The sequence below is a fragment of the Croceibacterium mercuriale genome, assembly GCF_000802385.1.
GTDB lineage: Bacteria > Pseudomonadota > Alphaproteobacteria > Sphingomonadales > Sphingomonadaceae > Croceibacterium > Croceibacterium mercuriale.
Genome location: NZ_JTDN01000001.1, coordinates 1161774 through 1182630, shown reverse-complemented (window position 1 = coordinate 1182630; position 20857 = coordinate 1161774). Strand labels below are relative to the sequence as shown.

Annotated in this window: 18 protein-coding genes; 10 read left to right on the top strand and 8 right to left on the bottom strand. The window is 66.1% G+C overall.

Going from position 1 to position 20857, the window contains the following annotated elements; translation table 11 throughout:
* Positions 1–95: 95 nt before the first annotated feature.
* The gene (gene eno / locus PK98_RS05395; protein WP_039094850.1) at positions 96–1382 is read left to right on the top strand and encodes a phosphopyruvate hydratase; all 1287 of its coding nucleotides are present in this window, start codon (positions 96–98) and stop codon (positions 1380–1382) included.
* A 43-nt stretch (positions 1383–1425) separates the two neighbouring features.
* Here the strand turns inward: eno and PK98_RS05390 are convergent, their stop codons facing one another.
* The 4 genes from PK98_RS05390 to ribB are packed head-to-tail and all read right to left on the bottom strand — an operon-like array spanning position 1426 to position 4426.
* Entirely contained in the window at positions 1426–1734 is a 309-nt protein-coding gene (locus PK98_RS05390) for a hypothetical protein (RefSeq protein WP_039094849.1), read from the bottom strand.
* Entirely contained in the window at positions 1731–2657 is a 927-nt protein-coding gene (locus tag PK98_RS05385; protein ID WP_039094847.1) for an aldo/keto reductase, read from the bottom strand. The genes PK98_RS05390 and PK98_RS05385 overlap by 4 nt, the downstream gene beginning before the upstream one ends.
* Before the next feature lie 42 nt (positions 2658–2699).
* The gene (gene ribH, locus PK98_RS05380; RefSeq protein WP_039094845.1) at positions 2700–3119 is read right to left on the bottom strand and encodes a 6,7-dimethyl-8-ribityllumazine synthase; all 420 of its coding nucleotides are present in this window, start codon (positions 3117–3119) and stop codon (positions 2700–2702) included.
* The gene (ribB, locus tag PK98_RS05375) at positions 3119–4426 is read right to left on the bottom strand and encodes a 3,4-dihydroxy-2-butanone-4-phosphate synthase (protein ID WP_039094843.1); all 1308 of its coding nucleotides are present in this window, start codon (positions 4424–4426) and stop codon (positions 3119–3121) included. Before ribB ends, ribH begins: the two co-directional genes overlap by 1 nt.
* Before the next feature lie 101 nt (positions 4427–4527).
* Here ribB and PK98_RS05370 point away from each other — a divergent pair, with 101 nt between their 5' ends.
* The gene (locus tag PK98_RS05370; RefSeq protein WP_039094841.1) at positions 4528–5043 is read left to right on the top strand and encodes a flavin reductase family protein; all 516 of its coding nucleotides are present in this window, start codon (positions 4528–4530) and stop codon (positions 5041–5043) included.
* Here PK98_RS05370 and PK98_RS05365 read toward each other — a convergent pair.
* The 4 genes from PK98_RS05365 to PK98_RS05350 all read right to left on the bottom strand — a co-directional run bounded on the left by PK98_RS05365 (position 5040) and on the right by PK98_RS05350 (position 10233).
* A complete protein-coding gene (locus tag PK98_RS05365) occupies positions 5040–5990 on the bottom strand; it encodes a M48 family metallopeptidase (protein ID WP_052208060.1) in 951 nt (316 codons plus the stop codon). The two genes, PK98_RS05370 and PK98_RS05365, sit on opposite strands and share 4 nt — an antisense overlap.
* 34 nt (positions 5991–6024) lie before the next feature.
* Positions 6025–6204, bottom strand: a complete 180-nt coding sequence (locus PK98_RS05360) for a hypothetical protein (protein WP_039094839.1) — start codon at positions 6202–6204, stop codon at positions 6025–6027.
* Positions 6201–7349 carry a PepSY-associated TM helix domain-containing protein gene (locus PK98_RS05355; RefSeq protein WP_039094837.1) on the bottom strand — a complete coding sequence of 383 codons (1149 nt, stop codon included), beginning with the start codon at positions 7347–7349 and terminating at the stop codon, positions 6201–6203. The genes PK98_RS05360 and PK98_RS05355 overlap by 4 nt, the downstream gene beginning before the upstream one ends.
* 133 nt (positions 7350–7482) lie before the next feature.
* The gene (locus tag PK98_RS05350) at positions 7483–10233 is read right to left on the bottom strand and encodes an Rne/Rng family ribonuclease (RefSeq protein ID WP_039094835.1); all 2751 of its coding nucleotides are present in this window, start codon (positions 10231–10233) and stop codon (positions 7483–7485) included.
* 479 nt (positions 10234–10712) lie between these two features.
* On the opposite strand from PK98_RS05350, the gene PK98_RS05345 reads away from it, so the two are divergent.
* The 8 genes from PK98_RS05345 to PK98_RS05310 all read left to right on the top strand — a co-directional run bounded on the left by PK98_RS05345 (position 10713) and on the right by PK98_RS05310 (position 20792).
* Positions 10713–13226 carry a penicillin-binding protein 1A gene (locus tag PK98_RS05345; protein ID WP_039094834.1) on the top strand — a complete coding sequence of 838 codons (2514 nt, stop codon included), beginning with the start codon at positions 10713–10715 and terminating at the stop codon, positions 13224–13226.
* A gap of 42 nt (positions 13227–13268) precedes the next feature.
* A complete protein-coding gene (locus tag PK98_RS05340; RefSeq protein WP_039094832.1) occupies positions 13269–13826 on the top strand; it encodes a peroxiredoxin in 558 nt (185 codons plus the stop codon).
* Positions 13827–13898: 72 nt separating this feature from the next.
* The gene (prfB, locus tag PK98_RS05335; protein WP_039094830.1) at positions 13899–15026 is read left to right on the top strand and encodes a peptide chain release factor 2; all 1128 of its coding nucleotides are present in this window, start codon (positions 13899–13901) and stop codon (positions 15024–15026) included.
* 80 nt (positions 15027–15106) lie between these two features.
* A complete protein-coding gene (locus PK98_RS05330) occupies positions 15107–15868 on the top strand; it encodes a class I SAM-dependent methyltransferase (protein ID WP_039094828.1) in 762 nt (253 codons plus the stop codon).
* 19 nt (positions 15869–15887) lie between these two features.
* Positions 15888–17294 (top strand): NAD(P)H-dependent flavin oxidoreductase, encoded by a 1407-nt coding sequence (locus PK98_RS05325; RefSeq protein ID WP_039094825.1) that lies wholly within the window; start codon positions 15888–15890, stop codon positions 17292–17294.
* A gap of 141 nt (positions 17295–17435) precedes the next feature.
* Positions 17436–18215: a Crp/Fnr family transcriptional regulator gene (locus PK98_RS05320; RefSeq protein ID WP_161792406.1), complete on the top strand. Its 780-nt coding sequence runs from the start codon at positions 17436–17438 to the stop codon at positions 18213–18215.
* A 68-nt stretch (positions 18216–18283) separates the two neighbouring features.
* Positions 18284–18757, top strand: coding sequence for an SH3 domain-containing protein (locus PK98_RS05315; RefSeq protein WP_235425404.1), 474 nt, complete (start codon positions 18284–18286; stop codon positions 18755–18757).
* 145 nt (positions 18758–18902) lie between these two features.
* Complete coding sequence (locus PK98_RS05310; protein ID WP_039096275.1) at positions 18903–20792, top strand: M1 family metallopeptidase; 1890 nt, start codon at positions 18903–18905, stop codon at positions 20790–20792.
* The last annotated feature ends 65 nt before the right edge of the window (positions 20793–20857 follow it).

The following is a 20857-nucleotide window of genomic DNA, read 5'->3' as shown; positions in this document are numbered from 1 at the left end:
GACTTGCACGGCTTTGTTCCGCCGCATAGGAGGCGCCAAGGGCCGGGCGCTGCCGCGCCGGTCCAGTCCAGCGCCAGCATCGGAGCCGACCCTGCATGACCGCGATCATCGACATTCACGCCCGCGAGATCCTCGACAGCCGTGGCAACCCGACCGTGGAGGTCGACGTCCTGCTGGATGATGGCAGCTTCGGCCGGGCGGCGGTGCCATCCGGCGCCAGCACCGGCGCGCACGAGGCGGTGGAGCTGCGCGATGGTGACAGTGGGCGCTATCTGGGCAAGGGCGTGACCAAGGCCGTGCAGGCGGTGAATGGCGAGATCGCCGAGCAGATCATCGGCCTGGATGCCGAAGACCAGCGCGAAGTCGACATGGCCATGCTGGAACTGGACGGCACCGCCAACAAGGGGCGGATCGGCGCCAATGCAATCCTGGGCACAAGCCTCGCCGTGGCAAAGGCCGCTGCCGACGCCCGTGGCCTGCCGCTCTACTCCTACATCGGAGGGGTATCCGCCCACGTGCTGCCGGTGCCGATGATGAACATCATCAATGGCGGCGAACATGCCGACAATCCGATCGACTTCCAGGAGTTCATGGTGATGCCGGTCGGCGCGCCGAGCCTGTCCGAAGCGGTGCGGTGGGGGGCCGAGATCTTCCATACGCTGAAGAAGGGATTGCACCAGAAGGGTCTCGCCACCTCCGTCGGGGATGAGGGTGGCTTCGCGCCCAATCTCGCCAGCACGCGCGCGGCGCTGGACTTCATCATGGAGTCGGTCACCGCCGCCGGCTTCACGCCGGGCGAGGATATCGTGCTGGCGCTGGATTGCGCCGCCACCGAGTTCTTCCGCGATGGCCGGTACGAGATTTCGGGTGAGAACCTGTCGCTGTCCGGCGAGGAGATGGCGGGGTACCTCGCCGATCTGTGCGCCAACTACCCGATCCGGTCGATCGAGGACGGGATGGCGGAAGACGATTTCGCCGGCTGGAAGGCGCTGACCGATCGCGTGGGCGCCACCGTCCAGCTGGTGGGAGACGACCTGTTCGTGACCAACCCGGAACGGCTGCGCATGGGCATCGGCGAAGGTCTGGCCAACTCGCTGCTGGTGAAGGTCAACCAGATCGGTACCCTTACGGAAACGCTGGAGGCGGTCAGCATCGCGCAGCGTGCCGGTTATACCGCGGTGATGAGCCATCGGTCGGGCGAGACGGAAGACGCCACCATCGCCGACCTGGCGGTTGCCACCAATTGCGGGCAGATCAAGACCGGCTCGCTTGCCCGGTCCGACCGGCTGGCCAAGTACAACCAGCTGATCCGGATCGAGGAACAGCTGGGCAGCACGGCCGTCTATGCCGGCGCCGGCTGCTTCGGACGCATCTCCGCCTGATCTGGTCCGGCGCCGGTGGGCCTGCCCGCCGGTTCCGGTTCCGTCAGGCAGCTTCCCGGGCGACCTCCTGCTCGGCCCGGGATTGCAGTTCCTCCAGCTTTTCCAGCTTGCGCCGGTTCTTGGGGTTCAGGAGATATTGCCAAACACCCCAGGCATTGATGGTCAGCAGCACGCTGTTCATCGCGGCAATCGGCAGGGCCCCTCCGGTCAGTCCGGAGATGATCCAGCAGATCGCCACGGCGCAGAACAGCACGAAGCCCCAGCCAGTCACCCGGCGGCCAAGATCGGCGGCGATAAGGCCGGCTGCCAGCATCGTGCCGCCGGCCGCGACCCATTCCAAAGTGCCATTCACAGGCCGGCATCCGTCAGCCGCGCCAGCTGCTCTGGCGCCAGCGTCAGGTTTGCCGCCTCGAACTGCACATTCAGCTGCTCCGGCGTGCGCGCGCTGGCGAGCGGCGCGGCAATGCCGGGCTGTGCCATCAGCCAGGCGAGCGCGATCGCGCCAAGGCTGGCGCCGGTTTCCGCGGCAACGGCATCCATCGCCTGCAGCACGGGCTTCCCGCGTTCGAGATAAGGGCCGACGCCACCGCCGCGCGCCTGCCCCGCCAGATCCTCGCGCCGGCGGTACTTGCCCGTCAGAAAGCCGGCTGCCAGGCCGTAGAAAGGCAGCATGATGATGCCGTGCGTCACGCAATACGCCTGCAGGTCGGCACCGTAATCTTCGCGACTAACCAGATTGTACTCGTTCTGCAGCACGGTGAACGGCTGGCTGCCGATCTCGCGCGCCAAGTCGTTCAGGGCCGTCAGCCGCGCCAGCGAGAAGTTGGAGGCACCCAGTTCGCGCACGGTACCGGCTTCCACCAGCGCATCGAAGCCGGCGGCGACATCTTCCTGCGAGGTGCCGGTCTCGTCCCGGTGCGCGTAATACAGGTCGACATAGTCGGTTTGAAGCCGCTCCAGCGATCGTGCCAGTTCGGCGGCGACCCGTTCCGGTCGCAAGTCTCCGCTTTCGCCATGCATGCCGGTCTTGGTGCCGATGCGCATCTCGGCACGCACGCCGCTGCTGGCCAGCCAGCGGCCGATCACTGCCTCACTCTCTCCGCCTTGATGACCCGGCACCCAGTCGGAATAACCCTGTGCCGTGTCGATCATGCGACCGCCCAATTCATAGAACCGGTCGAGCACTGCGAAGCTGGTCGTCTCGTCGGCGGTCCAGCCGAAGACGTTGCCGCCCAGCACCAATGGCGGGCCGGCAAGGCAGGGATGGTTGTTCATGCCGTGACAACGGCAGACGGGCGCAAGTGTGCCCGTCCGAAATCAGGCGAAGCGCTGCTGAATGTCCAGCAGCGTCATCGCCGCGATAGCGGCTCCGGCGCCCTTGTTGCCCTGGCCCGCATCAGCGCGGACGATCGCCTGCGCCTCGTTCTCCGTGGTGAGGATGCCGTTGCCGATGGGAATTCCATCCATGGTCAGCGCCATGATCGCGCGCGCGCTTTCGCCGGCGACGATCTCGAAGTGGTAGGTCTCGCCCCGGATCACCACGCCGACGGCCACGAAACCTTCATACCGGCCGCTTTCGGCTGCCGCGGCAATAGCGCCGGGCACTTCCAGCGCGCCGGGTACGGTCAGCACCTCGACCTCATGGCCCGCCTGCTCGAGTGCCTCGCGCGCGCCGGCGATCAGCATGTCATTCAGATGTGCGTAGAAGCGGGCTTCGACGATCATGAAGCGGGCCATCAGATATTCTCCTGCAGGGCGGCAATCGGCTGTTCGCCGACAATGGACAGGCCGTAACCCTCCAGACCCACCAGCGAATGCCGGCTGTTGGTCAGCAGGATCATGTCGCTTACGCCCAGTTCGGTCAGGATCTGTGCGCCGACGCCGTAATCGCGTTGTTCGACCGCCGGTGCGGCCGCTTCATCCGCAACGCGACCCAGATGCCGGATCGCGCGGCTGGCGAAATCGTCCTGCGGGCTGCTGAGCAGCACAACCACGCCGCTGCCGGCATCGGCAATGGTGCGCATTGCGCCTTCGAGCATGCCGGTACGGTTGCAATCCTGTGCGAACACGTCGTCGAACACAGACAGGGAATGCATGCGTACCAGCGTCGGCCTGGCCGGATCGATCCGGCCCTTGACCAGCGCCAGCGTCTCGCCGCGGGTGGCCTTGTTCCAGAAGCTGACGGCCTGCCACTCGCCGCCCCACCGGCTGGTGAAGGTTGCCTCGCTGCGGCGTTCCACGAGATGATCGTGCTTGCGGCGATAGGCGATCAGGTCGCGGATCGTGCCGATCTTCAAACCGTGCTTGCGGCCGAAGGCGACCAGATCTTCCAGCCGGGCCATGGTGCCATCGTCGTTCAGCACTTCGCAGATGACCGCGCTGGGGTTTAGGCCAGCAAGCCGCGAGATGTCGACCGAAGCCTCCGTATGGCCCGCACGCACCAGCACGCCGCCCTCGCGCGCGCTGAGCGGGAAGATGTGCCCCGGGCTGACCACGTCGTCGGCGCCCTTCGTGGAGTCGATCGCGACAGCCACGGTCCGCGCGCGATCCGCCGCACTGATGCCGGTGGTGATCCCCTCGCGTGCTTCTATGCTGGTGGTGAAGGCGGTTTCCATGCGGCTGCGGTTCTTGCGGCTCATGGGCTCGAGCTGCAGCGCGTCGACGCGATCCGGAGACAGTGCCAGGCACACCAGGCCACGGCCATGCGTGACCATGAAGTTGATCGCATCGGGTGTGGCCATCTGCGCGGGCACGATGATATCGCCCTCGTTCTCGCGATCCTCGTCATCCACCAGGATGAACATGCGGCCGTTGCGCGCCTCGTCGATGATCTCCTCGATCCCCACCAGTACCGGGGCGCCGGTGGCGTTGGCGTCGAGGAACTGGTCGAGTTTGCGCAAGGTTTCGGCCGTCGGGTTCCAGCTCGGCTCGGTGCAGTCCCGCAAGGTGTTGGGATGCAGACCGGCGGCGCGAGCAAGCCCGGCACGGGTCATGTTCGCGCTGGCGATCATTTCACGCACACGATTGATGGTTAGATCAGACATGCAGGCAGACTGTCACATCGCGATGTGATAGTCAATGACGAGATCACATCGACATCACATGGGGCCTTGCCAGCGTTGCACCGGATCGCCATCCCCATGCAGTGAGTGACATCGAAACGAATCAGGCAGCCATCCGGGACAGTTTTCGCGATGCGATGCGGCACGTGGCATCCACGGTCCACGCCGTCACCACCCTCCATGATGGAGAACGTCATGGTATCCTGGCAACGGCAGTCAGCTCGCTGAGCTTCGATCCGCCTTCGCTCCTCGTCTGCATCAACCAGGCGGCATCGCTGCATCACCCGCTGACCCAGGCGGAGCTGTTCGCGGTCAACGTTCTGGGACTTGAGAACCGTGACGTTGCCGAACAATTTGCCCATGCGCGTGGGGCGGATCGCTTCATGGTAGGCGAATGGGCGGAGACCCATGGCGCGCCCGTGCTGCTTGGCGGGCAATCGGCTCTGGTCTGCCGGCGGGTCGATTGCCATCGGTTCGGCACACACACGATCGTGGTGGGGGAACTGGTTGCGGCTCGCCATCGGCAGAACGGCGCCCCGCTGACCTATTACGATCGCAGCTACATCGACATATCCGGCGCGCCCGTCAGCACCATCTAGTCGTCCCCGCCCATGGGCCGATCGCGCAGCACCAGCAGGTGCGCGGGTGTGTGGAGCGCGGCGGTGGGGTCGAGATGGTCGGCGATTTCGCCCTCCAGCAATGCGGCGCGCGCGTCTGGCCCGTGGTAGGCCCGGTGGCGCAGCAACCCGCCGCCGATCCGCCGCCCCAAGGGGCCGCGCCAGAATGCCGGCGCCGACGCCAGCTCGAAGCCGGCATTGGCCAGCAGGTGGACGGACAGCCGGTCCGCCTCCTCCTCCGCCTGGCGGATGAGGCGCCGGTTACGGCCAAGTTCGCCCAGCAGTCCCTTTTCAATACCCGCCGCCTCCAGCCGGGACCGATGCTGCAGGATCACATGAGCAAGCTCGTGAGCGACGATCACTGCAATTTCCGCGTCGTCCGCCGCCTGCGCCAGTCGCAGGGGAACATGCACGATGTGCCCATCCGTACGGGCCATCATGCCGCTTTCGGTGCCGATCTCCACGACCGCATGGCAGCCGGCGGGGGGATGCAGCACGACGCTGCGCCGGGTACCATCGCGCATGATCTCCAGCCGGAGCGCGTCACCTGCACGCCATCTCTGGGAAAGCAGCGTCAGCGCCGCCTCCCGCACGGTCGTGCCGGCGCTGACGGGTGGCAGTCCGGCGATCGCCGTGACGCCATCACCCGGTTGCAAGCCGGCAATCTCGGCCGCCGTGCCGGGCAGCACCTGCGCGACGGCCAGCGTGCCTTCCGCAAAGAGCGGCGCGGCCCAGTCACCCTGATACTGATCACGGCTGTGCAGGATCATGCCGGTCAGCGGCATCTGCGCGCGGCAGAACGGCGCATTGCTGACCAGCAGTCGCTCGGCCACCATGGCGAGTCGGCGATCCTGCATGAAGAGGGTCTCCAGCCCGTCTGCCGCGAGGGCCTGTCCGCTCAGCAGCAGCAGCAGGCAGAGGAACAGCATCGCCTTCCTCACGCAGCCAGCGAGCGGCACGGCGCTAGGCATGACGCTGCCGGAGGGCCAGGCTGACAGCGAGCACCGGCACGGCCAGCCCGATCCAGGCCACCATGTCGCGCCAGCCATCGCCCGTGAGCGCGCTGACCAGACCGACAAGGCTGCATGTCGCCAGCAGCAGCGGCACACGGAAGACTGCCAGCTTGTCGCCCTGACGCTTCATGCGGATCGTCCCTCGGCCAGGCGGCGGCGATTGGCGGCGCCCTTGGCAAGCCACAGATACACCCCCGTGCCCAGCACGATTGTCGTGAACAGCGTAAGCACAGCCCACAGCACCTTGAGGATCATCCCGCCATAATCACCGAAGTGCAGCGGCTGGGACAGGGCAAGGGCCGAGACATACCACGGCATGGCCCGGGCATCGGTAAAGGCCCCGGTGCGTGCGTCGATCAGCGCCGGTGTCAGCAGGCGCTGGGTCAGCGGCGTGCCGCCCTGGAAGAAGACGGCAAAATGATGACCCGAGCTGAAGGCGCCACCCGGGAAGGCGATGAATTGCGGGGTATACCCCGGCACGGCGCGGCGCGCTTGGGCCATGGCGAGATCCAGACTGCCATAATCGCGCGGTGCGATCGGCGACTGCCCGGCATAGGCGGCGGTCATCTCCGCGAGTTCATCCGCCTGCCACATCTGGTAGATCGGCGTGGACAGTGCGTTGATGACGCCGGTCAGCCCGACCACCATCATCCAGGCGAGGGCGGCGATGCCCAGCAGGTTATGGTAGTCGAGCCACTTCACCCGTGGCCGGCGCGTGACGCGCAACGTGCCGAAGGGCAGCTTGCGGGTGAAGGGCAGGTACAGCACCACGCCGCTGACCAGCGCAATGGCGAAGAGCACCCCCATGAACCCCAGGAACAGCATGCCGGGCAGGCCCAGGAACATATCCGTATGCAGCTGCAGCAGGAAGGGCATCACGCCATCCGCAGCATCCGCCTCCGACCACAGCAGCTCGCCTGTGGAGCGATCCAGCGAGTGGATCGTCATCTCGGCCGCCGGAGAGTCCGGCCGCGGAGCGGTGGTGATGGTCATGGCCGGCTGGTCGTTGTCGAACGCCATGAACACCAGCACTTCTCCCGGGGCCTGGTCCAGCGCCTTGCGGGCCATGAAGTCCAGCGGCAGCAAGGCGCTGTCGACGCCGGATGACGCCACGCCGGGGGCGCCAAAGCTCGGCGGTGCCTGCGTCAGACCGTCGATCTCGTCATGGAAGATCAGCGGCATGCCGGTGAGGCACAGCATCAGCAGGAACAGCGTACACAGCAGGCTGGTCCATTTGTGCAGCCAGCTCCAGATGCGGATCGTGCGCCCTGTCATGTGTCCTGCGATCGCATTGCAACAGCAGGCGGCCTAGCCGCCATGCGGCGGATCGGCAAGCGCGCAGGCCGTCCTATGCAAAGGGCCGGCCCGCGTGGTGCGGACCGGCCCCTGTCATGCAGACCTGTGGCTCTCAGGCGCCGAAGGTGCGCTGCCACCAGCCGCGTCGCGGCGAGCCTGCTGCGGAGGCATCCTCGTCGCCTGCGCCGGCTTCTGGTGCCGGTGCTGGCTCCGCAGCGTCTTCCGCGCCGACGGGTGCGGCAGCGGAGGCTGCGGCCTCGGCCAGAGGATCGCCCTCGACCTCGGCTTCGACCTTCTTGCGCCGGGTGCGCTTGGGCTTGGCCGGCGTCTCGGTGGCGGCTTCGGTCACGGCAGGCGTCTCGGCTTCGACCACCTCAGCCGCATCCGCCTTCTTGCGCCGGGTGCGCTTCGGCTTTGCCAAGGCGCCGGCAGCAGCTTCGGCCACGGCTTCGTCCACCGCCGGGGCGGCCTCTTCAGCCACCGGGCCGGTGTCCTCCACCTTCTTGCGACGGGCACGCCGGGGCTTGGCCGGAGCGGGTGCCGCGGCTTTCTCGATTGCGGCTTCCGGCTCGGGAGCAGCCTCGGCCACAGGCGCGATCCCGGCTTCCTGCAACTGCGTCGTCAGCTCTTCTGCCGGAGCATCGGCTGCGTCGGGTTCCGCCGACAGCTCGGCCGAAGAGGTCTCCGCCTCGTCACCCTCCTGCCGGCGACGACGACGGCCACCACGGCGGCGACGCTTGCGAGGCGCATCGTCGTCGCTATCATTGGCCTCGACGGGAGCCTCACCGCCCTGGTCGGTGTCGGCGTCGTCCTCGGCGTCGCTCTCATCGGCGGCGGCGTTCTCACCGTCGACGTCGCCTTCGCCATCCTCGCGCCGGTTGCGGTTGCGACCGCCACGGCGGCGACGGCGACGCTTCTTGCGGCCGTCGCTGTCCTCGTCGGAATCGTCGCGCGCGGGGCGGGCAGCCTCCTGCTCCTCCTCGACGTCCTGCTCTTCCTCTTCCTCGTCCTCGATCTCCTCGAGATCGTCCTCGAAGTCGGCTGGCTCCGCGATCGGTTCGAACCGGGGCGGGGCAATCGGGCGCGGCCCGCTGCTGATGACGCGCATCTTCGCGCCTTCATCTTCGCCTTCCGGCATGACCTCCACCCGCACGCCATAGATGCTCTCGATCTCGGCCAGATCGCTGCGCTTGGCGTTCAGCAGGTAGATCGTCGCTTCGGTCGAGGCGAACAGCGAGATGATCGTGCCACGGCCCTTGGCGGCCTCGTCCTCGATCATGCGCAGCGCGGACAGGCCGGCCGACGATGCGGTGCGGACCAGGCCGGTGCCGTCGCAATGCGGGCAGGACCGCGTGGTCGCTTCCAGAACGCCGGTACGCAGCCGCTGCCGGCTCATCTCCATCAGGCCGAAGCCGGAGATGCGGCCGATCTGGATGCGCGCACGATCGTTCTTCAGCGCCTCCTTCATCGCCTTCTCGACCTTCCGGGTATTGCTGGAATACTCCATGTCGATGAAGTCGATGACTACCAGGCCGGCCATGTCGCGCAGGCGCAGCTGACGGGCGATCTCGCGCGCGGCCTCAAGGTTGGTGGCGACGGCGGTCTGCTCGATCCCATGCTCCTTGGTGGAACGGCCCGAGTTGATGTCGATGGAGACCAGCGCTTCGGTCGGGTTGATGACCAGATAGCCGCCGCTCTTCAGCTGCACGACCGGGTCATACATGGCGGACAGCTGATCTTCCGCCCCATGCCGCTGGAACAGCGGCACCGGATCGGAATAGGGGATCACCTTCTTCACGTGGCTGGGCATCAGCAGCTTCATGAAGGTGCGGGCGGAACGGAAGCCTTCCTCGCCTTCGACCACGATCTCCTCGATCTCGCGGTTGTAGATGTCGCGGATCGCACGCTTGATCAGGTCGCTGTCCGAATGGATCAGCGCCGGGGCACTGCTCGACATCGTCTTCTCGCGGATCTCGTCCCATAGTCGGGCGAGATAGTCGAAGTCGCGCTTGATCTCGGTCTTGGTGCGCTGCAGGCCCGCGGTCCGGACGATCAGGCCCATGGACCGGGGCAGGCTGAGTTCGGCAACGATCTGCTTCAGGCGCTTGCGGTCCGCGCCGGAGCTGATCTTGCGGCTGATCCCGCCGCCGGAGCTGGAGTTGGGCATCAGCACGCAATAGCGGCCGGCGAGCGACAGGTAGGACGTCAGCGCCGCCCCCTTGTTGCCGCGCTCTTCCTTCACGACCTGCACCAGCAGCACCTGGCGGCGCTGGATCACGTCCTGGATCTTGTAGCGGCGGCGCAGTTCCATGCGCTTCGCCTTCAGGTCGTCCAGTTCCTTGGCACGGGCACCACCGCCGCGGCGACCCTGCCGGCGTGGACGACGGCTGTCGCGATCGTCGCTGTCTTCCTCGGCACTGTCGCCATTGCCTTCGACGTGCCCGTCCTCGATGGTGGCGACGTCGTCCTTCTCGTCGGTGTCGATTTCCTCGACGCCGTCCTCGTCGGAGAGGAAATCATCCTCCCCGTCATCATCGTCCTCGTCCTCGGCACGCAGCGCGGCTTCTTCGTCAGCCTGCGCCTGCTCGGCTGCGATCAGTGCCTCGCGGTCCTGCTGCGGGATCTGGTAATAGTCGGGGTGGATCTCGCTGAAGGCGAGGAAGCCGTGGCGATTGCCGCCGAAATCGACGAACGCCGCCTGCAGCGACGGTTCGACCCGGGTTACCTTGGCGAGATAGATGTTGCCCTTGATCTGCTTGTGTTCGGCAGACTCGAAATCGAATTCTTCAATGCGGTTGCCCTGGAGCACCGCCACCCGCGTTTCTTCCGGGTGGCGCGCATCGATCAGCATGCGTGTTGCCATTGTGTATTCTCCAAGCGCGCGCGGCTGCCTGCCGGACCATCGGGCCCGGTTGCAGGCGAGCGGGCGCGCGCAAATCTATGGGGATGCCGCCAACAGCCTTCGCGAAGCGAGGGAATGCGGCGGCGGATGTCATTGCCGGCACGACAAGGCGCGGGGTCTGCGTCCGCGCAGGCGTCACGGCCACGATGCAGCGATCTGGCTGCAGCGTGTCGGACGATCCTGTTCTTGTCATTCTCGGCTTTAACCTGTCGGTATTGATCCGGCGGTGCATGATCGATCGGTCTGATCGGTCGCGTGTCGCCGGAAGAGGCGCCTGTGCCGGTCAGGCACGGGGCGGCGCCATCGCTAGCATCAGCAGGACAGTGGGGCAACCATGTTGCACGGCGGACATGGGCGCCGGGTGACCGGGATGTTATCGGCGATCCGCGTTCCGGAACAGTGGCGCGGCCCCGCGCGGCCATGCTAGGGCGCGCAGGACCATGGCCGAAGCTGATACACCGTCCCGCTACCGTCTCCGCCGTGCCCAGGGCATGCTCGCCGCCGTGGCGGATGGCTGGCGCGCCCGCCCGCGACTGCGCCGCCTGGCTTATGTCGTCGGCGCGATCCTGCTGTTGCTGGTGATCGGCTGGGTGCTGGTGCTGCGCAACCTGCCCGATGCCGACCGGCTGCTGACCTACGAACCCCCACTGCCCAGCACGGTGCGCGGCATGGATGGCGATATCGTCCATTCCTTCGCCCGCGAACGCCGGGTGCAGTTGCAGTTCAAGGATTTCCCGGCGCAGCTGGTCAACGCCTACACTTCGGCGGAGGACAAGACGTTCTGGACCCATGCCGGTGTCGACATACCGGGCGTCGCCGGAGCGGTGGTGGATTATGCCAGCAAGATCGGCAGCGGCCAGCGCGCACGCGGCGGTTCCACCATCACGCAGCAGGTCGCCAAGAACATCCTGGTGGGCAACGAATACTCCATCAGCCGCAAGCTGCGGGAGATGGCGCTGGCCGCGCGGATCGAGAGCGTGCTGACCAAGCAGCAGATCATGGAGCTGTATCTCAACGAGATCCCGCTCGGCCGTCGGTCCTTTGGCGTGCAGGCGGCCGCGCGTGCCTATTTCGATCGCGATGTCGAGGATCTGGAGCTGCATCAGATGGCCTTCCTGGCCATCCTGCCCAAGGCTCCGGAAGTGTATGGCCGTGCCCGCAACGAATCCGTGGCCATCGGCCGGCGCAACTGGGTGCTGACCGCAATGCAGGAGAACGGCCACATTTCCATGGCCGAGGCAGATGCCGCCAAGGCGCAGCCGCTGGGCCTGATCCAGCAGCGCCCGGCAGAGCGCTCCGCCGATGCTGGCTACTTCCTGGAGGAGGTGCGCAGACAACTGATCGACAAGTATGGCGAGCAGGCGGAGGATGGGCCCAACTCGGTCTATGGTGGCGGGCTGTGGGTGCGGACATCGCTGGACACCGACTTGCAGGATGCGGCGCGTGACGCCCTGCGGGCGGGATTGCTGCGGTATGCCGGTGGTCGCGGCTGGCATGGTCCGGTGGCCACGATCGATCCGGACAATGGCAGCCTGACGCAGCAGCTGGCCTCTTCCAATATCGGCATTTCGTACGAGAACTGGCGGGTCGGCGTGGTCACCGCCCGCAGCGGCCAGTCGGCCACGATCGGGTTCGCCAGCGGTGACGAGGCGCCGCTTGGCGGGCTGCCCGATGCGCTGAAGGTCGGCGACGTGACGGCGGTGTCGCCCGCGGGTGGCGGTCGCTTCCGCGTGCGCACCGTGCCGGAAATTTCCGGCGCCTTCGTGGCGCAGGACCCGGCCACCGGCCGTGTGCTGGCGATGCAGGGCGGCTTCGACTTCCGGCTGGGCAGCTTCAATCGCGCCACGCAGGCGCAGCGGCAGCCCGGGTCCACCATCAAGCCCTTCGTCTATGCTACCGGACTGGATCAGGGGATGACGCCAGCCACCATGGTGCCGGACACCTCCTATTGCGTGTACCAGGGTGCTGGCCTTGGCGAGAAGTGCTTCCGCAACTTCGGCGGGGAGGGCGGTGGCAGCCACACGATGCGCTGGGGCCTGGAACAGTCGCGCAACCTGATGACGGTCCACATTGCCGCCGATGCGGGCATGCCCAACGTGCTGAAGACCTTCAGCCGAACGGGCATCGGCAGCTACGACCAGCCCTACATGTCCTATGCTCTGGGCGCTGGCGACACGACCGTCATGCGGATGGTCAACGCCTATGCGGCGCTGGAGAACCATGGCCTGCAGCATGACGCCAGCGTGATCGATTACGTGCAGGATCGCCGCGGCAAGGTGATCTGGCGCGCCGACGCCCGCGATTGTACGGGCTGCAACATGCCCCAGTGGGATGGTAAGGCGATGCCGCGGCTGGGCGATCGTGGGCGGCAGGTGATGGATGCGCGAACGGCGTTCCAGACCGTGCACATGCTGGAAGGCGTGGTGCAGCGCGGCACGGCCACGACGCTGCGCGATCTCGGCATCCCGCTGTTCGGCAAGACCGGCACCACCACCGGGCCCACCGACGTGTGGTTTGTCGGCGGGTCGCCGGACATCGTGGCCGGGATATACATGGGGTACGACCAGCCTCGCAGCATGGATGGATGGGCCCAGGGCGGGCGCCTGGCCGCGCCGATCTTCAAGCAGTTCGTCACCGACACACCGGGCAAGTGGAGCGGGCGGCCGTTCCTGGCACCGGCCGGCGTGCGGCTGGTGCGGGTGGACCGGCGCAGCGGCAAGCGGGTGTTCGGCAGCTGGCCGAGCGACAGCGACCCGCGCGCGGGCGTGATCTGGGAAGCCTTCAAGCCCGACAGCGAGCCGGCGCGGGAGAAGCGCGGCGACCGGGTCGATTCCCTGCGCGAGCTGATCATGGCACAGCTGCGCCGGACCGAACGTGCCGCAACGCGGGCCGATGCGGCAGCGGCCGCGCCACGGGATGACAGTTTCGTGGAGCAGCAGGGCGGGCTATACTGATCCGCGATGGACAGCCATCGGGGCGGAGCGCATAGACGGGCGATGATCCGAACCACCCTTCTTGCCGCAGCTGCCGCGCTGCTGCTTGCCCCGGCATTTACCGCGCCTGCAACCGCCGCATTGCGGACCGGCACACAGGCGCCGGCCCTGCGTACGCAGGGGGCTCTCGCCGGGCGTACCTTCACCTTCGATCTGCAGCAGGCGCTGCGCCAGGGTCCGGTGGTGCTGTACTTCTTCCCCAAGGCTTTCACCCAGGGTTGCACGCTGGAAGCACACGCCTTTGCCGAGGCGATGGGCGACTTCCGCGCCGCCGGCGCACAGGTCGTGGGCCTGTCCTCGGACGATCTGCCCACACTGCGCCGCTTTTCGACGGAGGAATGCCGCGACGCCTTCCCGGTGGCGATCGCCAGCCCCGCCACGATCCGCGCGTTCGACGTCGCGCTGCAGCGTCAGGGGCAGGCGACCGGAGTGTCGGATCGCACGTCTTACGTGATCGGCCGCGATGGTCGCGTCGTGATGGTGCATTCCGACCTCGACTGGCGCGAGCATGTGCGTCGCACCCTGGCTGCCGTGCAGGCACTGGATCGCCGGCCGCGCTGACCGCTGCGATCTTTTCCTTGCCCGCGCCTTCCGCTAGGCGCCGGCTCTGACATCTGACGGAGTTACCAAGACATGCGTGCCGAAGGGCAGGCCCATATCGATCGTATCGAAGGGGCAATGGCGCTGGTCCGCCGCTCTCTCGACTGGGAGCGCGCGCTGCGCCGGCTGGACGAACTGAACGCCCGGGTCGAGGATCCGGACCTGTGGAACGATCCCAAGCGTGCCGAGGCGGTCATGCGCGAGCGGCGCCAGCTGGATGCCGCAATCGGCACGGTGAAGGAGATCACCGCCGAGATGGCCGACGCGATCGAGTTCGTCGAACTGGGCGAGGCCGAGAGCGACGACGACACGATTGCCGAGGGGCTGGCAACGCTGGCTCGCCTGGCCGATCGAGCCGATGCGGACAAGGTGCAGGCCCTGCTGAAGGGCGAGGCCGACAGCAACGATACCTTTGTGGAAATCCACGCCGGCGCCGGCGGCACCGAGAGCCAGGACTGGGCAGAGATGCTCTTCCGGATGTATGCCCGCTGGGCGGAACGCAAGGGCTACAAGGTCGAGACGGTAGAGTATCAGGCGGGTGAGCAGGCGGGCATCAAGTCTGCCACGCTGCTGCTGAAGGGCGAGAACGCCTACGGCTATGCCAAGACCGAGTCCGGCGTGCATCGGCTGGTGCGGATCAGCCCGTATGACAGTTCCGCGCGGCGGCACACCTCGTTCAGTTCGGTCTGGGTCTATCCGGTCATCGACGACAATATCGAGATCGAGATCAACGACAGCGACCTGAAGATCGACACCTACCGCGCCAGTGGCGCGGGCGGTCAGCACGTCAACACCACCGATTCGGCCGTGCGGATCACCCACGTACCGACGGGCATTGTCGTTGCCAGCCAGAACGATCGCAGCCAGCACAAGAACCGTGCGACCGCCATGGGCATGCTGAAGGCGCGCCTGTTCGAGCGCGAAATGGCCGAGCGCGAAGCTGCGGCCAGCGGGGAATACCAAGAGAAGAGCGAGATCGGCTGGGGCCACCAGATCCGCTCCTATGTGCTGCAGCCATACCAGCTGGTGAAGGACCTGCGTACGGGGACCACGTCGACCGCGCCCGGCGATGTGCTGGATGGCGCGATCGATCCGTTCATTGCCGCGGCGCTTGCGCAGCGGGTGACGGGCGAGCGCGTGCAGGTGGAAGACGCGGACTAGGGTCTGACGGTGCTCCGCAGGTATTTGTGATGCTGCCGCTTTTGCCACATGCGATGCAACCGGCTAAGGGACCAGACAAGATGTTGCGCTGGTCTGCCCTTTGCCTGTCGCTGGCGCTCGCCGCCTGCTCGCCCGAGAGCGGACAGGAACCTGTGGCGGAGGAGCTCGCCTTTCCCGCCGCGGATCGGCCTGTGTCCGATCTGGGCGCGACTGCTTTTGCCGACGAGACGCTGCGCGACAGCCGCCAGGAGGCGGCCACGGTGATGCAGCTGGCCGGCGTCCGCTCGGGCATGAGCGTCGCCGACATAGGTGCGGGCGAGGGCTACTACACGGTGCGGCTGGCCGAGACGGTAGGCCCGCAGGGTCGGGTGCTGGCGCAGGATATCGATCGCGGCGCGCTGCTGCGGCTGGGCGACCGGGTCGAGAGCGAACGACTGGACAATGTCTCCATCGTGGGTGGCAAGCCAGATGATCCGCACCTTCCTGTCAACAGCTTCGACCGCATCTTCCTGATCCACATGTACCACGAGGTCGGCGACCCATACGCCTTTCTATGGCACCTCCATCCGGCATTGCGCCCCGGGGGGCAGATCGTGGTGGTGGATGTGGATCGCAGTCCGGATCGTCACGGGATCCCGCCCCAACTGCTGTTCTGTGAACTGGGACAGGTCGGGTACCGGCTGGTGGAATTTGTTCGCCACCCCGCTCTGGCGGGCTATTATGCACAGTTCGAGGCCATGGCAGAGCGGCCACAGCCCAAGGATATCCGGCCGTGCGCTCTGACCGGAAGTGGATCCGGTACTCCGGACGGAGCTGGCGGCCGGACGCCGGCGCCGCAATGATACGCGACAAGGATTTACGATGAGTTTCAAGGGGCTGAAGCCCATTTCTTATGGTGGTCGTGAAGTCTGGCCGCTGATCGAAGGCGGCAAGGGCGTATCGGCCAGCAACCACACCAGCTCGGGTGCCTGGGCGGCTGCCGGCGGCATCGGCACTGTCAGTGCCGTGAACGCGGACAGCTATGATCCCGAAGGCAAGATCGTGCCGCAGCTATATTGGCAGAAGACACGCCTGGAGCGCCACGAGCAGCTGATCCAGTATGCGATCGATGGGGCCGTGGAACAGGTCCGGCGTGCCCATGAGATTTCCGGCGGGCAGGGCGCGATCAACATCAACGTCCTGTGGGAAATGGGCGGGGCACAGCCGATCCTGGAAGGGGTGCTCGAACGTACCCGCGGGCTGGTGGCCGGGGTCACCTGCGGCGCCGGCATGCCGTATAAGCTGTCAGAGATCGCCGCGCGCTACAACGTCAGCTACCTGCCGATCATCAGTTCCGCCCGCGCGTTCCGCGCCTTGTGGAAGCGGGCCTACCACAAATATGGCGAGCTGATGGCCGCCGTGGTGTACGAGGATCCGTGGCTGGCCGGCGGGCATAATGGGCTGTCGAATGCGGAAGATCCGCTGAAGCCTGAAGATCCATACCCGCGGGTCAAGGCCGTGCGGGACACGATGCGCGCCGAAGGCATTTCGGACGATGTGCCGATCATCATGGCCGGCGGCGTGTGGTTCCTGCGGGAGTGGGAACACTGGATCGACAATCCGGAGCTCGGCTCCATTGCCTTCCAGTACGGCACGCGTCCGCTGCTCACGCATGAGAGCCCGATTCCGCAAGGATGGAAGGAGGCGCTGCGCAACCTCAACCCCGGCGATGTCCTGCTGCATCGGTTCAGCCCCACCGGCTTCTACAGTTCGGCGGTGGTCAATCCCTTCCTGCGCAGTCTTGTAGCGCGATCGGAGCGTCAGATTCCGTGGTCGCGCGTGGCCGCGGGCGATCATACAATCCAGCTTGATGCAGGGGTGAAGGGCAAGAACTTCTGGGTCACGCCAGGCGACAGGGAACGGGCCCAGCAATGGGTTGCGGCGGGCTTTACCGAGAGCCTGAAGACGCCTGACGACACGCTGGTATTCGTCGATCCGGAAGAACGCGCAATGATCCGCAAGGATCAGGCGGATTGCATGGGATGTTTGTCACATTGCGGGTTCTCGTCATGGAAAGATCATGACGATTACACGACCGGTCGCCTTGCCGACCCGCGAAGCTTCTGCATTCAGAAGACCCTGCAAGATATCGCCCACGGTTCGCCAGTGGAAGAGAACCTGATGTTTGCAGGACACGCTGCGTATCGCTTCAAGCAAGACCCATTTTATTCCAACAATTTCACGCCTACGGTGAAGGAACTGATTGATCGCATCTTGATTGGCGACTGACCGGAAACAAAAAGAGCATGCTAACATTTTAGTGGATGTGATAGGGAGAGTGTCTGGCAGCGAACCGTGCAACATCAAGGCTTTGTAACGGGTATGTGGGGGACGGGAGAGCTAGTGGAGCAATTTTGGGGGAAGGAGGCCATGAACTATTCTGCACCATTTCCTGTGCCGCGTACGGTCCGTGACGAGTTCTTGAGCAATCCTTTTGCCTTGAACATGTTGCTCGGGCGTCTGAGTGCGGCGGACAGGGCTGTGTTGGAGCCGCATTGCATCCGGTTTGACCTGCTCCGCAACCAGCGGCTTGCAAGCCCCGGTGAACCGCTGCCGATGATCCTGTTTCCCGAGGGAGGCATTCTGTCGACCATGTCCGTCGATGGAATGCGGACGGAGGTAGGCCTGATCGGCCGCGAGGGAATGGTCGGTACGGCCACGCTTCTGGGCAGCCCAGAGGAGATGTTCGAGACGTTCGTGCAGGTGGATGGTGCTTCCGCGATCGCCATTCCCGCGGACGTGATGATGTCCCGCATGGCCGAGTCTCATGACCTGCGGCAGATCATGTCGCATTACATGCTGTATTCGATGCTGCAGCTTTCGTACTCCATCGTGTCCCGGTCGAACCAGATGATGGAAGCGCGCCTGGCCCGCTGGTTGCTTATGTGCCACGACCGGATGCCTGGGGATGAAATCCCTTTGACGCACGAATTCCTGGCCACGATGATTTCGGCGCAACGCAGTGGCGTCACCGTCACGCTGCACCTGCTGGAAGGCGAAGGGCTCATCCGCGCCAACCGTGGACGGATCACCATTCGGGATCGTTGCGGGCTGGAGGCGTTGTCCGGATGCACCTACGGCAAGGCGGAAGGCAGTTACCGTGAACTGATCGGCCACTTCGGCAAGACCAAGGGGCTGGTCGGCCACTGACGGGATAGGACGCATCAGCTACCGTGTCATGTTGCGTTCACCGGGTCGTTGCCTCTATCGCAGCGGTCGTGCGAGCTTCCTTACTTTCCGGCAGTCTGCTGCTGATGATCTGCGCCATCCCCGCTCCTGCCGGCGCGCAGGAGCGGGAGGTGCCATACTGGGCCAGCTTGCGCGAGGACGAGGTCTACATGCGCGTGGGCCCAAGCGTCGATTTCCCGATCGAGTGGATCTATCGCCGCTCCGGTTTGCCGGTGAAGGTCGTGCGGCTGAACGAAGGCTGGCGGCTGGTCGAGGATCCCGAGGGCACGCGAGGCTGGGTCGCTGCCCGGTTGCTGGATCCGGAACGGGCCGCAATGGTGAGAGGGCAGGGTACCACGGCGATGCGGGCCAACCCGGATCCGGCGGCAGCATTGCGATGGCGGGTCGAGGCCGGCGTCGTCGGACAGCTGGGACGCTGCGAGTCGCGCTGGTGCCGCTTCACCGTAGGTCAGCGCAGCGGCTGGGTCGCGCAGGATCGGCTATGGGGTGCAGGGGCGCCATAAGCCGACAGCCGGGCCTATCGCGCAGCTGACGGCTGCTGGGCGGATCACCACCTTGGCAGGTCACGCGCGGGTAAGTGGATGACAAATCTGCCGAACCGGCGTTAGTGGATCAGGAAACCAGTTTCTTTTGATCTCGGAGACCGCCATGCGCCCCCTGGCCGCCGCAGCCCTTTGTCTCACCGCCGCCTGCACCACCACCGGACCGGCGCAGACCGATCGCATGATCTCGCCCATTCTCGCCACGCCCGAAGCGCGTGACGAATACACCTTTGCCCGGCCGGATGTCGCGCGCGTGACGCATGTCGCGCTGGACCTCCAGCTTGATTTCGAGGCGAAGAGCCTCGGCGGTACTGCAACCCTGGACATCGATGCCGCGCCCGGTGCCAGGGAGATCGTGCTTGATTCGAAGGGCTTGCAGATCAGCGAGATCACCGCACAGGACGGCAGTCGCCTGGCCTACACGATCGGCCAGTCGGTCGTGGGCAAGGGAGAGCCGGTCACCGTGCAGATCGGCGATGCGCGGCGGATCACCATCGACTACACCGCCGCCCGCGATGCGGACGCGCTGCAATGGCTGGCACCCGAACAGACGGCTGGCGGCGAACATCCGTTCGTGTTCAGCCAGGGTCAGGCGATCAACAATCGCACATGGATCCCCACACAGGACAGCCCCGGTATCCGCCAGACCTGGGAAGCGCGGGTGACCGCGCCGGCACCGCTGGATGTCGTCATGTCCGGCATCATGCAGGGCGAGCCGGTTGCGGTCGCGGGTGACCGTCGTGCCTTCACCTTCAGGATGGACCAGCCGGTGGCCCCCTACCTGATCGCGGTTGCTGCGGGAGATATCGACTTCCGCCCGCTTGGCCCCCGCTCCGGCGTGTGGGCGGAGCCGGCCACGCTGGAGCGTGCAGCCGCCGAGCTGGTCGATACCGAGGCGATGATCGATGCCGCCGAGGACCTGTATGGCGCGTATCGCTGGGGTCGTTACGACATGATCGTGCTGCCGCCATCGTTCCCGTACGGGGGCATGGAGAACCCGGTCATGACCTTCCTCACCCCGACCTTCATCGCCGGCGACCGTTCGCTGACGGGGCTGGTGGCGCACGAGCTGGCGCATAGCTGGTCGGGCAATCTGGTCACCTATGCCAGCTGGCGCGATGGCTGGCTGAACGAAGGCGTGACGTCCTATCTGGAGAACCGCATCTCCGAACGGGTCTTCGGCGAGACACGCGCGGCGCAGGAACGTGCGCTGAGCTATGCTGCGGCCGCCGACGCCGTGTCGGAGCTGGGCGCCCAGGCACCGGGAACCGCGCTGCGTACGCCGGACGGACTGAATCCGCTGGAGTACAATTCGGCGATCACCTATGACAAGGGCGCGCTGTTCCTGCACACGATGGAGAGCATCGTCGGACGCGAGCGGTTCGATCCGTGGCTGCGCAGCTGGTTCGACCGCCACGCGTTCCAGCCCGCCACCTCGGCCATGTTCCTGGCAGAGATGCGCGACACGCTGATCGGCGGGGATGCGGCGCTGGAACAGCGACTGATGCTGGATCAGTGGGTCTATGGCACCGGCATGCCTGCCAACGTCGCGCGTCCTGATACGCGGGCATTTGCTACCGTGGACGCTGCTGCCGCGGCCTATGCGGCCGATCGCACGCTGGACCCGCAGGCCTGGACGGGCTGGAGCGCCGCCGAGCAGATGCGCTTCCTCGGCAACCTGCCGGAGGCGCTGTCCGCCGCGGAGCTGGCGCGGCTGGATCAGGCGCTCAACCTGTCGGCCACCGGCAACACGGAGGTCAAGTTCCTGTGGCTGCAGGCCGGCTTGCGCAATCGTTACCAGCCGGCGGTGCCACAGGCGGAGGCATTCCTGGCGACGGTGGGTCGCAACAAGTTCGTGCAGCCATTGTTCAAGACGCTGGTGGACGAAGGCGAATGGGGCCTGCCGATCGCCAGGCGCATCTACGACCGGACGCGGGCGACCTATCATTCCTTCACCCGGGGCCGGGTCGATCAGCTGTTGCAGGTCGGGGGCTGAGCCATGCGCCTGAGCAGGCGCGGCGAGCGGGCGGATTGTCCGCCGGCTCGCTGCAGCTGCAGCGC

What these genes read in the sequence shown, in the direction of transcription:
- PK98_RS05320 (WP_161792406.1), top strand. Translation starts at nt 17,436, where the DNA reads ATGAACTATTCTGCACCATTTCCTGTGCCGCGTACGGTCCGTGACGAG.
- PK98_RS05310 (WP_039096275.1), top strand. Translation starts at nt 18,903, where the DNA reads ATGCGCCCCCTGGCCGCCGCAGCCCTTTGTCTCACCGCCGCCTGCACC.
- PK98_RS05385 (WP_039094847.1), bottom strand. Translation starts at nt 2,657, where the DNA reads ATGAACAACCATCCCTGCCTTGCCGGCCCGCCATTGGTGCTGGGCGGC.
- prfB (WP_039094830.1), top strand. Translation starts at nt 13,899, where the DNA reads ATGCGTGCCGAAGGGCAGGCCCATATCGATCGTATCGAAGGGGCAATG.
- PK98_RS05365 (WP_052208060.1), bottom strand. Translation starts at nt 5,990, where the DNA reads ATGCTGTTCCTCTGCCTGCTGCTGCTGCTGAGCGGACAGGCCCTCGCG.
- PK98_RS05360 (WP_039094839.1), bottom strand. Translation starts at nt 6,204, where the DNA reads ATGAAGCGTCAGGGCGACAAGCTGGCAGTCTTCCGTGTGCCGCTGCTG.
- PK98_RS05355 (WP_039094837.1), bottom strand. Translation starts at nt 7,349, where the DNA reads ATGACAGGGCGCACGATCCGCATCTGGAGCTGGCTGCACAAATGGACC.
- PK98_RS05345 (WP_039094834.1), top strand. Translation starts at nt 10,713, where the DNA reads ATGGCCGAAGCTGATACACCGTCCCGCTACCGTCTCCGCCGTGCCCAG.
- eno (WP_039094850.1), top strand. Translation starts at nt 96, where the DNA reads ATGACCGCGATCATCGACATTCACGCCCGCGAGATCCTCGACAGCCGT.
- PK98_RS05350 (WP_039094835.1), bottom strand. Translation starts at nt 10,233, where the DNA reads ATGGCAACACGCATGCTGATCGATGCGCGCCACCCGGAAGAAACGCGG.
- PK98_RS05340 (WP_039094832.1), top strand. Translation starts at nt 13,269, where the DNA reads ATGATCCGAACCACCCTTCTTGCCGCAGCTGCCGCGCTGCTGCTTGCC.
- PK98_RS05330 (WP_039094828.1), top strand. Translation starts at nt 15,107, where the DNA reads ATGTTGCGCTGGTCTGCCCTTTGCCTGTCGCTGGCGCTCGCCGCCTGC.
- PK98_RS05325 (WP_039094825.1), top strand. Translation starts at nt 15,888, where the DNA reads ATGAGTTTCAAGGGGCTGAAGCCCATTTCTTATGGTGGTCGTGAAGTC.
- ribB (WP_039094843.1), bottom strand. Translation starts at nt 4,426, where the DNA reads ATGTCTGATCTAACCATCAATCGTGTGCGTGAAATGATCGCCAGCGCG.
- ribH (WP_039094845.1), bottom strand. Translation starts at nt 3,119, where the DNA reads ATGGCCCGCTTCATGATCGTCGAAGCCCGCTTCTACGCACATCTGAAT.